This window comes from Streptomyces sp. NPDC087310, from assembly GCF_044744405.1.
GTDB lineage: Bacteria > Actinomycetota > Actinomycetes > Streptomycetales > Streptomycetaceae > Streptomyces.
In genome coordinates this window covers 412492-426216 of sequence record NZ_JBIUYF010000003.1, presented here as the reverse complement: position 1 = coordinate 426216, position 13725 = coordinate 412492, and the positions used below count along the sequence as shown (strand labels likewise).

Sequence of the window (13725 nt, the reverse complement as noted above, 5' to 3'; positions counted from 1 at the left end):
GCGGCCCTGCCCTGCCCTGCCCTGCCCTGCCACGGGAACCATCGGTGTGGCCGGGCCATTAGGGTGACCGTATGTCGGCCACGCGCTATACGTATCTCGGCCCCGAGGGCACCTTCACGGAAGCCGCCCTCCGCACTCTCCCCGAAGCCGCCACGCGGGAGCTGGTCCCGATGGTGTCGGTTCCGGCGGCTCTCGACGCCGTACGGAGCGGAGAGGCCGCGGCGGCCCTCGTACCGATCGAGAACTCGGTGGAGGGCGGGGTCACCTCGACCCTCGACGAACTGGCCTCCGGCGAGCCCCTGATGATCTACCGCGAGGTGGTGCTGCCGATCGCCTTCGCCCTGCTCGTGCGGCCGGGTACGAAGCTCTCCGACGTGAAGACGGTGACCGGGCACCCGGTGGCCCAGCCGCAGGTGCGCAACTGGCTGCGGGCCCAGCTCCCGGACGCGCTGTGGGAGTCGGCCGCGTCGAACGCGGACGGGGCGCGGCTCGTGCAGGAGGGCCGCTTCGACGCGGCCTTCGCCGGCGCGTTCGCGGCGGCGACGTACGGCCTCGAACCCCTGGTCAGCGAGATCCACGACGCGGAGAACGCGGAGACGCGCTTCGTCCTGGTGGGCCGGCCCGCGCGCCCCGCGTCGCCGACGGGCGCGGACAAGACCTCGGTGGTCCTCTGGCTGGGCGACGACCACCCGGGCGCGCTGCTCGAACTGCTTCAGGAGTTCGCGGTGCGCGGCGTCAACCTGATGCTGATCCAGTCGCGGCCCACCGGCGCGGGCATCGGCAACTACTGCTTCGCCGTGGACGCCGAGGGCCACATCTCGGACCGCCGGGTGGGGGAGGCGCTGATGGGGCTGAAGCGGATCTGCCCCAAGGTGCGGTTCCTCGGTTCGTATCCGCGGGCCGGGGTGTCGGCGGCGGACGTACAGAGGCTGCGTCCCGGAACCTCGGACGCCGAGTTCATCGACGCGGCGGAGTGGCTGGCCCGCAGCCAGGACGGCCGGACCTGAGGTCGATCCGCCGGCCCTGTGCCATGGCACAGGGCCTGTGGACAGAGGCCCGAGTTATCCACAGGGTCGGTTCTCGACCTGGGGACAAGTCGACATCCCGCGTCGACGCGGTCGACAAATCTCCGCAGTCGTCCCCCTTTCGTCCACAGGGCCTCCGGCCGCCCGGCGTCACCCCCATTCCCGTGATCAACTCGTTAGGGCGAGCAATTCCCACCCGAATGAGTGTGTGAAGTGGGTTTGAGCGGCGCTCTTTCCACCCTCCCCCCAGCTTTCGAAGCGGCCTTTCCTTTGATCCACAGATCTCCCGCACAGCCTGTGGATAACTTGGGGGGGAGCCCGCCTTTCTGTGGACAACAGGCGGCCCGCACCCCTCCGTCACCCCTCCCAAGTCCCGCCCCACGCAAGGGAAGTGGGTCAAGGCGACGACACGCGAATGCCTCGTTCCGGCGAATTCAATCCCCTTTATTGACGAACAACGGAAGACCCGCAAAGGATTTCCCGACAGTTTTAACAAATGCGGCAATTCGGACAGTGGGCGTGCCTGTCGACAATCGAGTGGGGCGTTGTCAGTGCGCACCGGTAGCCTGGTGGGGTGATTGACCTTCGCCTGCTTCGTGAGGACCCCGACCGTGTTCGCGCCTCCCAGCGCGCCCGTGGAGAGGACGTCGCCCTTGTCGACGCCCTGCTCTCCGCCGACGAGCGGCGCAGGTCGTCCGGCGTCCGCTTCGACGAGCTGCGCTCCGAGCAGAAGGCGCTCGGCAAGCTGATCCCCAAGGCGTCCGCCGAGGAGCGCGCCGAGCTGCTCAAGAAGGCCGAGCAGCTCAAGGGCGACGTCAAGGCCGCCGACGCCGAGCAGCACGAGGCCGACGAGGAGGCCAAGCGGCTCCTCCTCCAGCTCGGCAACGTCGTCCACCCCGACGTCCCGGTGGGCGGCGAGGAGGACTTCGTCGTCCTGGAGACGCACGGCACGATCCGTGACTTCGGGGCGGAGGGCTTCGCCCCGAAGGACCACCTCGAACTGGGCGAGTCGCTGGGCGCCATCGACGTCGAGCGCGGCGCCAAGGTGTCGGGCTCGCGCTTCTACTACCTGACCGGGGTCGGCGCCCTGCTGGAGCTGGCGCTGGTCAACGCGGCGATCGCGCAGGCCACCGAGGCCGGCTTCATCCCGATGCTCACCCCGGCGCTGGTCCGCCCGCGCGCCATGGAGGGCACGGGCTTCCTCGGCCAAGCGTCCGAGAACGTGTACCACCTGGAGAAGGACGACTACTACCTGGTGGGTACGTCGGAGGTGCCCCTCGCCGCGTACCACATGGACGAGATCATCGAGGCCGACAAGCTGCCCCTGCGGTACGCGGGCTACTCGCCGTGCTTCCGCCGCGAGGCCGGTACGTACGGCAAGGACACCCGGGGCATCTTCCGGGTCCACCAGTTCGACAAGGTCGAGATGTTCTCGTACGTCGACCCGGCGGAGGCCCAGTCCGAGCACCAGCGGCTCCTGGAGTGGGAGAAGCAGTGGCTGACCGCCCTTGAGCTGCCCTTCCAGGTGATCGATGTGGCGACGGGCGACCTGGGCGCGTCGGCCTCGCGCAAGTTCGACTGCGAGGCGTGGATCCCGACGCAGGGCAAGTACCGCGAGCTGACCTCGGCGTCCAACTGCGACGGCTTCCAGGCCCGCAGGCTCTCGGTCCGGATGCGCGAGGGCAAGCAGGTCAAGCCGCTCTCGACGCTGAACGGCACGCTGTGCGCCGTGCCGCGCACGATCGTGGCGATCCTGGAGAACCACCAGCAGGCCGACGGTACGGTCAGGGTGCCCGAGATGCTCCGTCCGTACCTGGGCGGCCGTGAGGTGCTGGAGCCGATCGCCAAGTGACCACCGACCCGGCTGCCGTGCCGTTCCCGTACAAGCTGGTCGCGACCGATCTCGACGGCACACTGCTGCGGGACGACGGCACGGTCTCCGGGCGTACGCGCGAAGCGCTCGCCGCGGTCACCGCGGCGGGTGCGGCGCACATCATCGTCACCGGACGGTCCGTGCCGTGGACACGCCATGTCCTGGACGACCTGGGGTACGAGGGCCTCGCGGTGTGCGGGCAGGGCGCGCAGGTCTACCACGCCGGTGAGCACCGGCTGCTGACCTCCCTGACGCTGGACCGGCAGCTCGCCGGGCTGGCGCTCGCCAAGGTCGAGAGCGAGGTCGGCCCGCTCGCCCTGGCCGTGAGCCGGGACGGGCTCGACGGCGAGGTCCTGGTCACCTCCGGCTTCCGGTTGCAGGAGGGCCCGCTGCTGACCACGCTCGTCGAGGACCCGGCGGAGCTGTGGGCGGCGCCGCTGAACAAGGTCTACATCCAGCACCCGGGGCTGGACGACGACGCGCTGGCACAGGCCGCGCGGGCGACGGTCGGCAGTCTGGTCGACGTGGTGATGGCGGGCGAGGGGGTAGTGGAGATCCTTCCCCTGGGCCTGACGAAGGCCACGGGCCTCTCGCTGGCCGCGCGCCGGCTCGGCGTGAAGGCGGCGGACACGATCGCGTTCGGCGACATGCCCAACGACATCCCGATGTTCGGCTGGGCGCGGCACGGCGTGGCGATGGCGAACGCGCACGCGGAGCTGAAGGCCGTGGCGGACGAGATCACGGACTCCCACATGGACGACGGCATCGCGGTGGTGCTGGAGAAGCTGCTGCTCGGCTGAGCCGGCCGCCTGGTGGCGGACACGGCGCGGGGAGCGAGGGAGTACGGGAGGGACGGCCCGCGCGGATGCGCGCTCGAAGCGGCCGCCCCCGGACGGCACTCGTGCGGCTGCGCGGAGTGGTGATGGCTTCTCCGGTGCCGGCGCGGCGCCGCCCTGTTCGGAACGCGACAGATCTCGGCGGACTCGTCAGCCGGTCATCGCCGCGCTCCGCTCCCGGTCGGTGGTGCGCCCCGGCAGATCGGCTGCCGTGACACCACCTACTGTGCTCCCGGCGCACCATGGCCCGCCACTGATTATCCGCAGGGGGCCTGCCCGGTCCGCCGGGAACTGATCAGCGGCGCTTACGGCCGCGCCGCAACTCCCCCACCTGCTGAGCCACGTGATCCACCTTGGCGTCCACCCGGTCGATACGGTCCGACATCTCGCACAGCCGGTTACTGATCGCGGCGACCACCTGGTTGGTGGCGTCGAGCCGCCGGTCGAGGCTGTCGAGCCGGTACGACATCCGGTTCAGCACCGGCCCCAGCTCCTGGAGCGCCACCCCGACCCCGCCGAGGCAGGACTCGACATCCGTCACCCGACGGTCGAGTGCGGCGTACCCCTCGCGCCAGCCCTCCTCGGCGTCGAGAAGGTACGTACGGACGCACCGCGCGATGTCGCTGTCGCGAAGAAGCATCGCGATGTTGAGGACGGCACGGCGGGTGTACAGCGTGAGTTGAGTGGCGGCCTGTGGATAACTCTCGGCATAGCGCCCGCCCCATAGTGACACCATGTCACTATGAAATTTCCGCAGGTCAGAGCCTCGGAGCACTCGCATACCGCTTTCTGCGAGCTCGGCTCGATGCCTCGCCGTCACCTGCCTGATGACATCTGTGGATACTTCGAAGTACCGGGAGAGGTCTTCTGTGCGGATGTGAATACCATCCGGGAGCATGACAAGGGCCTTGATCTTGTCGAGCGCGTCGACGCGCCCCAAATACTCAACGCGCATCGAGCGCGATTCGAGCAGAGCACCTTCAGGTGGCATGAGCATGCCTTCCATTCGTGAACCGATGATGGTCGGCCCTCTCCCCGGGCTTCAGGGGCGGAGGTCGGCTCACGGTGGCTACTCAACTCAATGACCGGTGCGGCGGCTCCGTCGAGCCGCCACCGGCAATCCCCAGATTCACGAACGCTCGACGCTACGAACTCCAGTTGCCTCCACGCACACGGAACAACGAGCCGATAAACGTACAGTTACGCGGCTTCAGCAGGGCTTCTCAGGGCCTTGAGGAACCCTGAGGAACTGAGGGCGCTGAGGGTTCCTCAGTTCCTCAAGCCCTCACTCCTCACCCGCGAGCGTCAGTGTCCGCAGCTTCTGGCCCGCGTACCAGGTCGCCGCCACCGAGACGCCCACCAGCAGGGTCAGCGCCAGGGGCAGCCCGACGTCCGAGGTGATCGTGGAGCCCTCGCCGATCTTCTGGGCGAGCGCCAGTGCCCACTGCTGGACGCTGAGCGTCCGCGCGCCGGACACCAGGCTGCCGAAGAGGGTCTCCCAGACCAGCGCGTAGACGAGGCCGATGACCACGGCGTGCCGGCTGACCGTACCGAGCAGCAGGAAGAGCGCGCTGTACGCGATCGAGGCGACGAGCGCCGCGACCGTGTAGGCGATCGCGATCTGCTGGCCGTTGCCGTTGAGGATCCATCCGGCGATGAAGGTGGGGATCGCGGAGAAGGCCATGGTGACGGCGATCGCCACGATCAGTTTGGTGAAGATGATCGCCGACCGCTTCACCGGCTTGGAGAGCAGATAGACGATCGACCCGTCGTCGATCTCGGGGCCGATCGCGCCCGTACCGGCGATCACACCGATCAGCGGGACCATCGTCGCGAGGGCGAAGCCGCCCAGCACCTCCGAGGCGATCTGGTCGTCGACCCCGTTGAACGTACGGACGGCGACCGCCATCAGGATCAGCAGCGCGGGCAGTACGAAGAGGATCGCGGCCCGGCGCCTGCCGAGCAGGGCCCGGTAGGTGAGCCGGGCGACTGTGGGGTTGTACATGACGTCACAGCTCCTTTCAGGCCGCTCAGGCCGCTACGAGGTAGGAGAAGACCGACTCAAGGGATTCGTCCGAGGGCGAGACCGTGAGCAGCCGGATGGAGTGCTCGCGGGCGACCTTCGGAAGCAACTCGGTGAAGCGGCCGAAGTCGACGGCCTGGATGCGCAGGGCGCCCTCGGCGAGGTCGACCTCGATGCCGGCCGTCGACGGGTCGGCGATCAGGGCGGCGGCGAGCGCGCGGTCGTCGCTGGACCGTACGAGATAGCGGTGCGGCCGGTCGGTCATCAGCCTGCGGATCTTGCGGAAGTCACCGGAGGCGGCGTGCCGGCCCGCCACGATCACCTCGATGTGCGAGGCGAGCTGCTCGACCTCCTCCAGGATGTGGGAGGAGAACAGAACCGTGCGGCCCGTGGCGCCCATCCGCCGCAGCAACTCCATGAGCTGCATGCGCTGACGCGGGTCCATGCCGTTGAACGGCTCGTCGAGCAGCAGCACCGACGGGTCGTGGACCAGCGCGGACGCCATCTTCACCCGCTGGCGCATGCCCTTGCTGTACGTCCCGATCCTGCGGTCCTGCGCGTACTCCATCTCGACCGTGGCGAGCGCGGCACGGGCCGCCTTGGCGCCCAGGCCGTGCAGTTCGGCGTTGGCGACGACGAATTCGAGGCCGGTGAGGAAGTCGTACATCCCCTCCCGCTCCGGCACGATACCGATCTGGCGGTAGACGGACTCGTTGCGCCAGATCTTCTCGCCGTCGAGGGTGACGGTGCCCGTGGAGGGGGCGAGGAAGCCCGCCATCATGTTGATGAGGGTGGACTTGCCCGCGCCGTTGGGGCCGAGCAGGCCGGTCACGCCGGGGCCGATGGACATGGTCACGTCGTTGACGGCGACCACGTTCCCGAACCAGCGCGAGGTGTGCTCGATGTTGATGGTGGTCACAGCCCGACCTTCCGGTAACGGCTCATGAGGACGGCGTACGAGCCGGAGATGAGCGCGAGTACGGCCAGCAGATAGACCACGCCGACCCCGGCCGAGGGGCCCGCGCCCCCGGGGAAGGACGACGTGGCGCCGAGGAACGCGGTCTGGAGTCCGTCGATCAGCGTGATGGGGGAGAAGAGGCCGATCCACTGCACGGCGTCGGTCCGGTCCGTGGTGGAGGCGATCGCCTGGAGGACGGAGACGGCCCCGTAGGAGATGGTCAGCAGCGCGATCACTCCGGCGACACCGAACCCGCGGCGCGGCGTGAGCGCGGCCACGACGAGGCCGAGCCCGCCGAAGAGGAGCGAGAGCACCGTCACCGACACCAGCCCCTGGCCGAACCCCTTGGTCTGCTCGACGAAGTCCATCGAGGCCAGCAGCGAGCCGACGTAGAGGATGAGCAGCGGCACGCCGGTCAGGATGAGCAGGGCGGAGGCCATCGCGCCGAACTTCGCGAGGACGTAGTCGCCGCGCTCGATGGGGCGCGAGAAGTAGAGCGGGATGGACTTGAAGCGCAGATCGCGGGAGACGGACTGGGGCGCCTGCGCGGCGAGGTAGAGGCCGATGACCGCCTGGGTGAAGATCGCGTAGCGCGTGTAGTCCATGGGCAGGCTCTTGAGGTCCGTCGCGACGGCGACCGCCACGACGATCGCCGCGGGCAGGCACATCACCGCGAGGAGGATCATCGGCAGGACCTTGGACTTGGCCGACCGGCCGAGTCCGTACGCGCCGCGCAGGGTCTGCGAGTAGAGGGAGCGGCGGGCGTAGGCGCGGCCGAGCCGCTGCCCTTCGTACGCGCGGTATCCGATGTTGTGGATCCGGCTGGACCCGGGGTCGGTACCGCTGTGGGCACCGGTACGGGCGTCGGTCTCAGCGCTCATCGCGGGCGCCTCCCTTCTGCAGTGCGTACGCCGCCCGGTCCGCGCTCTGACCCTGGTCGGGCCCCTGAGCCTGGTCGGGACCCTGGGCCTCGTCGGGACCCTGGGCCTGGTCCGACTCGGCGGCCGGTCGCGGACGGAAGACCTCCGCGATGTGGTGGCGGCGCTGTTCCATCCGTACGAGTCCGAGGCCGAGCCCGGCGACGGTGTCGCGGACGACGTCGTACGTCTCCTCGCCCGTGGCCTCGATCAGCAGGATGTGACCCGCGCCCGGCAGCCCCTCCTCCGTGCCCGAGTGGAGCGTGACCCCGGCGGCGGTGAGGGAGTCGCGCAGCGCCCCCGTTCCGTCGGGATGCGCGTCCGTGTCGGTGACCTCGACCGCGAGGGTCGTGGTGATCTGCGTGAAGTCGCTGGTGGAACTGGAGCGCAGCAGCCGGCCGCCGTCGATGACGACGACATGGTCACAGGTGCGTTCGAGTTCGCCCAGAAGGTGCGAGGTGACCAGGACGGAGATGCCGAAGTCGGTGTGGACACGGCGGATCAGGCCCAGCATCTCGTCACGGCCGACCGGGTCGAGACCGTTGGTCGGCTCGTCGAGGAGGACGAGCTGCGGGTCGTGGACCAGCGCCTGAGCGAGTTTGACTCGCTGCTTCATACCGGTGGAGTAGCCGCCGATGGGGCGGTAGCGCTCTTCGTAGAGGCCGACATGGCGCAGGGTGTCGGCGGTCCGCTCACGGGCCGCGGTAGGCGGCAGCCCGGACATGCGCGCCATGTGGACGACGAACTCGGTGGCCGAGACGTCCGGCGGCAGGCAGTCGTGCTCGGGCATGTACCCGACCCGCTCACGGATGGCGCTGCCACTGGTGGCGACGTCGAGCCCGAGCACGGCGGCCCGGCCCTCCGTCGCACGGGACAGGCCGAGCAGAATCTTGATCATCGTGGATTTACCGGCTCCGTTGGCGCCCACCAGGCCGGTCACACCAGGCCCGATGTCCAGGGAGAGCCGGTCGAGCGCGGTCACCCGGGGGTACCGCATGCTCAGGCTTTCGGTCGCGATCACAGTCGTCACCATCCGAAGGTAGTGGCGCGGGCCACGGACGACGTCAGACCTGGCGCCTGTATCCGTGTCCGTCTCCAGTCGTACGGACCCGTAGGGGGCATGCCCCAAGGAGGAGGGGAGGCCAGGGGGTGCGGCGGCGCGGCCGGGGAGCGTGGCCCCGGGCCGGGTTGTCCACAGGGACAGCGGCTCGCTTGACGCGGCCGCCGCCGGTTGCCACATTCGTCGTGTCACGGGACGATCACGTAGCGCACACGGAACAGGGGGCGGCAGGGTGTCGATCCACGAACAAGCCGCTGAGCCGCGGGGGTTCAGGGAGGTCCAGCGCCTGGCGTACGCGTGCGCGGAGCAGGTCGCCGCGCGGCTGCGGCCGGGGCCGTGGGCGGGGCTGTGGGCGGTCGAGCCCCGTCCCGGGTTCCGGGGTACGGGCGCGGAGTCCGAGGAGATCCTGGTGGTCACCGGCTCCCGGGACCCGGTGGAGAGCGCGTTCCGGCTGGATGACGATCTGCCGCATGTGCGGCGCTGGGCGGAGGCCGCATGAAGGACGACGACCGCGTGACCTGCGGGAACCGTGAGGCGGGCAGGGACCGTGAGGCGGGCGGAGAGCCCGGGAGGGGCGGGGAACACACGGGGGCCGAAGGGCCGGCGGACCGCGCCGCGTCGGCGGGGGTGCGCGAGCGCTGGGTGCGTGCCGGCGGGGTCGACCTGTGCGTCGCCGAGCTGGGTGACCCGGCCCGGCCGACGGTGCTGTTCGTGCACGGCTACCCGGACAGCAAGGAGGTCTGGTCGGAGGTGGCCCGGCGGCTCACGGACCGCTTCCACGTGGTGCTGTACGACGTACGGGGCCACGGCAGGTCGACGGCGCCGGTCCCGCTCCGCGGCGGCTTCACCCTGGAGAAGCTGACGGACGACTTCCTGGCCGTCGCGGACGCGGTGAGCCCGGACCGGCCGGTCCATCTCGTGGGCCACGACTGGGGTTCCGTGCAGTCCTGGGAGTTCGTCACCGTGGCCAGGACCGCGGGCCGTATCGCCTCGTTCACCTCCATGTCGGGCCCGTCCCTGGACCATCTCGGCCACTGGATCAAGGAGCGGGCGGGGCGGCCCACCCCGCGCCGGGCGGCGCAGCTTCTCGGCCAGGGCGCCAGGTCCTGGTACATCTACGCGCTGCACACCCCCGTCCTGCCGGAGCTGGCCTGGCGCGGACCGCTCGGCAGGCGGTGGCCCACAATGGTCCGGCGGATCGAGAAGATGCCCGGAGACGGCTATCCGGCCTCCTCGCTGCCACGGGACGCGGCACACGGGGTCTGGCTCTACCGGGACAACGTCCGCCCCCGGCTGCGCCGGCCGCGTACGGACGCCACCGCGCACGTGCCGGTCCAGCTCGTCACGCCGACCGACGACGCCTTCCTCTCCGAGCGGCTCTACGACGATCTGGACCGGTGGGTGCCCCGGCTCGTACGGCGCTCGCTGCCCGCCAAGCACTGGGCGCCCCGCACCCGTCCCGACCAACTGGCCGCTTGGATCGCGGACTTCGTCCTCGCCCAGGAGGACGGCGAACCGCGGGCCGCCGCCTCCGCGCCGAGCGGCCCGTACGCCGAGCGTTTCGGCGGACAGCTCGTCCTGGTCACGGGCGCGGCCGGCGGGATCGGCCGGGCGGTGGCCTTCGCGTTCGCCGAGGCGGGCGCCCGGGTCGTGGCGGTGGACCGGGACGGGGACGGCGCGGCCAGAACCGCGGAGCTGGCCAGGCTGATCGGCGCCCCGGACGCCTGGAGCGAGACCGTCGACGTCGGCGACGGACCGGCCATGGAGCGGCTCGCCGAGAAGGTCGCGGCGCGGTACGGCACGGTCGACATCCTGGTCAACAACGCGGGCATCGGCCTGTCGGGGCCCTTCCTCGACACCACCGCCGAGGAGTGGAAGGACGTCCTGGACACCAATCTGTGGGGCGTGATCCACGGTTGCCGCCTCTTCTGCAGACAGATGGTGGAGCGCGGACAGGGCGGCCATATCGTCAACACCGCCTCCGCCGCGGCCTATCAGCCCTCCCGCGCGCTGAGCGCGTACGGCACGTCCAAGGCGGCCGTGCTGATGCTCAGCGAGTGCCTGCGCGCCGAACTGGCCGGGAAGTCCATCGGGGTGACCGCGATCTGCCCCGGCTTCGTCAACACCGGCATCACCTCCACCGCGCACTTCGCCGGCGCCTCCGCCGAGGAGGAGGACCGTCTCAGGAAGAAGACCGCCCGGCTGTACGGGATGCGTGGCTACCCGCCCGAGAAGGTCGCCGACGCCGTGCTGCGCGCCGTCGTCCGCAACCAGGCCGTCGTACCCGTCACCGCGGAGGCCCGTGGCGCGCGCTTCCTGTCGCGGATCGCACCCCGGACGCGGCGCGCCGTCGCCCGGATGGAGCCACCGCTGTGAGCCCCGAGGAGCGGGAGCAACAGGGACAGCGGGGGCAGCGGGGGCAGCGCGCGATCGTGCCGCGCCGGGTCTCCTTCGACTGGCGCGCGACGCCGCTCCATTGGATACCGGGCGAGCCGATCGCCACCCATGTCATCAATGTGCTGCATCTGCTGCTGCCCGCGGGAGAGCGATGGTTCGTCAAGGTCTTCAAGGAGGCCCTACCGCTGATCACCGACCCCGAACTGCTCAAGGACGTCAAGGGGTTCATGGGCCAGGAGGCCACCCACAGCGTGCAGCACACCTATGTGCTGCACCATCTCGCCGAGCAGAAGCTGGACACGGCGGCGTACACGCGCCATGTCGACTTCGTCTTCGAGCGGCTGCTCGGCGACAAGCCGCCCTGGGGAATACCCTTCCCGGCCGGGCGGTGGCCGCTGTACCGGCTTGCGTTCGTCGCCGCGATCGAGCAGTTCACGGCCGTCCTCGGCGACTGGGTGCTGCGCGCGGGGGCGTTGGACCGGGCGGGTGCCGACGGGACGATGCTCGATCTGCTGCGCTGGCACGGCGCGGAGGAGGTCGAGCACCGCTCCGTGGCGTTCGACCTGTACGAACACTGCGGCGGCCCGGGCCCGTTGCGCTACGCCCGCCGGGTCGGGACGATGTGCGTCACCGTGCCCGTCCTGCTCTGGATGTGGGCGTGGGGCGCCGCGTATCTGATCCGGCACGATCCACGGCTCGCGGGCCGCCTGCGCTACTCCCTGCGTGCGCACAACAAGGCCGTCGCGAGAGGGCTGTTGCCGCGATGGGGTGAGCTGGGCGCGGCCATACCCCGCTACTTGCGCCGCTCGTACCACCCCTCGCGGGAGGGTTCGTCGGCCGTGGCCGGGGCGTATCTCGCGTCCTCACCGGCGGCGCGCGCGGCAGTCAACCCAGTGAACGGGGGCTTCAGGCAAGGCCCTTGAACACCGTCACACCAACCCACGGACAAGGGAGGCATTTTGGCCAAATGACCTGAAAAGCCTTAGTGGTTGTCCACAGAACCGCCAAATAGCCTGTGGATAAGTCAAGTTGACTGTGGATCAAACCTATGAACCATGACGAGTTGAAAATCCGGTGGCGCCCCTCCGCCACCACCCGGCACGCTGACCGGATGCGCAACGCCCCCGACCGACCCGCCCCGCCCCGCGCCCCCGATGAGCGACGCACCGTGAGGGTGTCGAAGTACCTCTCCAAGCACCTGCGCCACCAGCCCGAACGGATCGGACTCACCCTCGACCCCAACGGCTGGGTGACGGTCGACGAGCTGCTCCGCGCGGCCGGCGCCCACGGCTTCCGGATCAGCCGCGCCGAACTCGACCATGTGGTCGCCGTCAACGACAAACGCCGTTTCACCATCGACAGCGGACACGGCGGGGACAGCGGCGACCGGATACGGGCCAACCAGGGCCACACCGTCACCGTCGACCTGGCGCTGGCGCCGGCGGAGCCGCCCGCGTACCTCTACCACGGCACCACGCCCCGCGCCCTCGACGCGATACGGGCCGAGGGCCTGCGCCCCATGGCCCGGCACCATGTGCATCTCTCGCCGGACCGCGCGACCGCGACCCGGGTCGGGGCCCGCCGCGGCCGGCCCGTCGTGCTGTCGGTGGACGCGGGGGCGATGCACCGTGCCGGGCTGGTCTTCCACGTCAGCGCGAACGGCGTCTGGCTCACCGACTCCGTACCCCCGCGCTACCTGCGGCTCCCCGGCTGACGCGTCAGGGACGGAGCTGAGCCAACGCCTCCGTGCCGATCCGCTCGAACACCCGCTGGTCGGCGGCGAAGTCCGAGTCGGGGATGGGTGCGTGCACCGCGATCTCGGTGATCCCCAGCTCGAAGTGGCGGCCCGCGAAGTCCACGAACGCGTCCAGCGACTCCATCGGCCCGTTCCGGTCCGGCGTGAAACCGGTCAGCAGGACCTTCTCCACCTCCGACACCTTCCGCCCGATCTCCTCGCACGCCGCGCCGAGCCGGTCGATCTGCCCGCGGATCGCCGCCCGCGACTCCTCGGGCGTCCCCGTCTCGAACAGCTTCGGATCCCCCGTCGTCACCCACGCCTGGCCGTGCCGGGCGGCGAGCTTCAGCCCCCGTGGCCCGGTCGCCGCCACCGCGAACGGCAGCCGGGGCCGCTGCACGCACCCCGGGATGCCCCGGGCCTCGACCGCCGAGTAGAACGTCCCCTCGTACGTCACGGAGTCCTCGGTCAGCAGCCGGTCGAGCAGCGGCACGAACTCGGCGAACCGGTCGGCGCGCTCCCGCGGCGACCACGGCTCCTGGCCCAGCGCGGTGGCGTCGAACCCCGTACCGCCCGCGCCGATCCCCAGCGTGATCCGGCCGTCCGACACGTCGTCGAGCGTGAGCAGTTCCTTGGCGAGCGTCACCGGATGACGGAAGTTCGGCGAGGTCACGAGCGTGCCGAGACGGATCCGCCCGGTCGCGGCGGCAGCGGCCGTCAGGGTCGGCACCGCCCCGAACCACGGGCCGTCCCGGAAGGTCCGCCAGGACAGATGGTCGTAGGTGTACGCGGTGTGGAAGCCCAGCCGCTCGGCGCGCAGCCACTCGTCACGGCCACCGTCGTGCCAGCGACGGACGGGAAGAATCACAGTACTCAGACGCATGACCGCGACGATACGGGC

General features: G+C 70.3%; 12 protein-coding genes and 1 pseudogene. 7 read left to right on the top strand and 6 right to left on the bottom strand.

Features of this window, described 5'->3' with window-relative positions; all coding sequences use genetic code 11:
• The first annotated feature begins 71 nt into the window (after positions 1-71).
• From pheA to ACIO3P_RS12435, 3 genes are all read left to right on the top strand, one after another.
• Positions 72-1007, top strand: coding sequence for a prephenate dehydratase (pheA, locus tag ACIO3P_RS12445; protein WP_401849145.1), 936 nt, complete (start codon positions 72-74; stop codon positions 1005-1007).
• A gap of 592 nt (positions 1008-1599) precedes the next feature.
• A complete protein-coding gene (serS, locus tag ACIO3P_RS12440) occupies positions 1600-2877 on the top strand; it encodes a serine--tRNA ligase (RefSeq protein ID WP_329822871.1) in 1278 nt (425 codons plus the stop codon).
• A gap of 17 nt (positions 2878-2894) precedes the next feature.
• Entirely contained in the window at positions 2895-3698 is an 804-nt protein-coding gene (locus ACIO3P_RS12435) for an HAD family hydrolase (protein ID WP_401794034.1), read from the top strand.
• Positions 3699-4029: 331 nt separating this feature from the next.
• Here ACIO3P_RS12435 and ACIO3P_RS12430 read toward each other — a convergent pair whose 3' ends face one another.
• The 5 genes from ACIO3P_RS12430 to ACIO3P_RS12410 form a co-directional block, all read right to left on the bottom strand.
• Positions 4030-4725: a hypothetical protein gene (locus tag ACIO3P_RS12430; protein WP_329822940.1), complete on the bottom strand. Its 696-nt coding sequence runs from the start codon at positions 4723-4725 to the stop codon at positions 4030-4032.
• 294 nt (positions 4726-5019) lie between these two features.
• The gene (locus tag ACIO3P_RS12425; RefSeq protein WP_329822870.1) at positions 5020-5739 is read right to left on the bottom strand and encodes an ABC transporter permease subunit; all 720 of its coding nucleotides are present in this window, start codon (positions 5737-5739) and stop codon (positions 5020-5022) included.
• Between the two features lie 25 nt (positions 5740-5764).
• A complete protein-coding gene (locus ACIO3P_RS12420; protein WP_401849144.1) occupies positions 5765-6676 on the bottom strand; it encodes an ABC transporter ATP-binding protein in 912 nt (303 codons plus the stop codon).
• Complete coding sequence (locus ACIO3P_RS12415) at positions 6673-7596, bottom strand: ABC transporter permease subunit (protein ID WP_401849143.1); 924 nt, start codon at positions 7594-7596, stop codon at positions 6673-6675. Before ACIO3P_RS12415 ends, ACIO3P_RS12420 begins: the two co-directional genes overlap by 4 nt.
• Positions 7586-8629: an ABC transporter ATP-binding protein gene (locus ACIO3P_RS12410; protein WP_401849536.1), complete on the bottom strand. Its 1044-nt coding sequence runs from the start codon at positions 8627-8629 to the stop codon at positions 7586-7588. Before ACIO3P_RS12410 ends, ACIO3P_RS12415 begins: the two co-directional genes overlap by 11 nt.
• Before the next feature lie 397 nt (positions 8630-9026).
• Here ACIO3P_RS12410 and ACIO3P_RS12405 point away from each other — a divergent pair.
• The 4 genes and pseudogenes from ACIO3P_RS12405 to ACIO3P_RS12390 form a co-directional block, all read left to right on the top strand.
• Positions 9027-9191: pseudogene (locus tag ACIO3P_RS12405) on the top strand (Xaa-Pro aminopeptidase); the annotation flags it as partial.
• Positions 9188-11068, top strand: a complete 1881-nt coding sequence (locus tag ACIO3P_RS12400; protein ID WP_401849142.1) for an SDR family oxidoreductase — start codon at positions 9188-9190, stop codon at positions 11066-11068. The pseudogene ACIO3P_RS12405 and the gene ACIO3P_RS12400, both read left to right, overlap by 4 nt.
• Positions 11065-12012, top strand: a complete 948-nt coding sequence (locus ACIO3P_RS12395) for a metal-dependent hydrolase (RefSeq protein WP_401849140.1) — start codon at positions 11065-11067, stop codon at positions 12010-12012. Before ACIO3P_RS12400 ends, ACIO3P_RS12395 begins: the two co-directional genes overlap by 4 nt.
• Positions 12013-12200: 188 nt before the next feature.
• Positions 12201-12803, top strand: a complete 603-nt coding sequence (locus tag ACIO3P_RS12390) for an RNA 2'-phosphotransferase (protein ID WP_401849534.1) — start codon at positions 12201-12203, stop codon at positions 12801-12803.
• A gap of 4 nt (positions 12804-12807) precedes the next feature.
• On the opposite strand, the gene ACIO3P_RS12385 is transcribed toward ACIO3P_RS12390, so the two are convergent.
• On the bottom strand, positions 12808-13707 hold the full coding sequence (locus tag ACIO3P_RS12385) for an LLM class flavin-dependent oxidoreductase (RefSeq protein ID WP_329822865.1): 900 nt from the start codon (positions 13705-13707) through the stop codon (positions 12808-12810).
• Positions 13708-13725 lie beyond the last annotated feature (18 nt).

Excerpts from the sequence above, each read along its gene's own strand:
- pheA (WP_401849145.1), top strand. The coding sequence starts at position 72 with ATGTCGGCCACGCGCTATACGTATCTCGGCCCCGAGGGCACCTTCACG.
- ACIO3P_RS12430 (WP_329822940.1), bottom strand. The coding sequence starts at position 4,725 with ATGCCACCTGAAGGTGCTCTGCTCGAATCGCGCTCGATGCGCGTTGAG.
- ACIO3P_RS12425 (WP_329822870.1), bottom strand. The coding sequence starts at position 5,739 with ATGTACAACCCCACAGTCGCCCGGCTCACCTACCGGGCCCTGCTCGGC.
- ACIO3P_RS12415 (WP_401849143.1), bottom strand. The coding sequence starts at position 7,596 with ATGAGCGCTGAGACCGACGCCCGTACCGGTGCCCACAGCGGTACCGAC.
- ACIO3P_RS12410 (WP_401849536.1), bottom strand. The coding sequence starts at position 8,629 with ATGCGGTACCCCCGGGTGACCGCGCTCGACCGGCTCTCCCTGGACATC.
- ACIO3P_RS12400 (WP_401849142.1), top strand. The coding sequence starts at position 9,188 with ATGAAGGACGACGACCGCGTGACCTGCGGGAACCGTGAGGCGGGCAGG.
- ACIO3P_RS12390 (WP_401849534.1), top strand. The coding sequence starts at position 12,201 with ATGCGCAACGCCCCCGACCGACCCGCCCCGCCCCGCGCCCCCGATGAG.
- ACIO3P_RS12385 (WP_329822865.1), bottom strand. The coding sequence starts at position 13,707 with ATGCGTCTGAGTACTGTGATTCTTCCCGTCCGTCGCTGGCACGACGGT.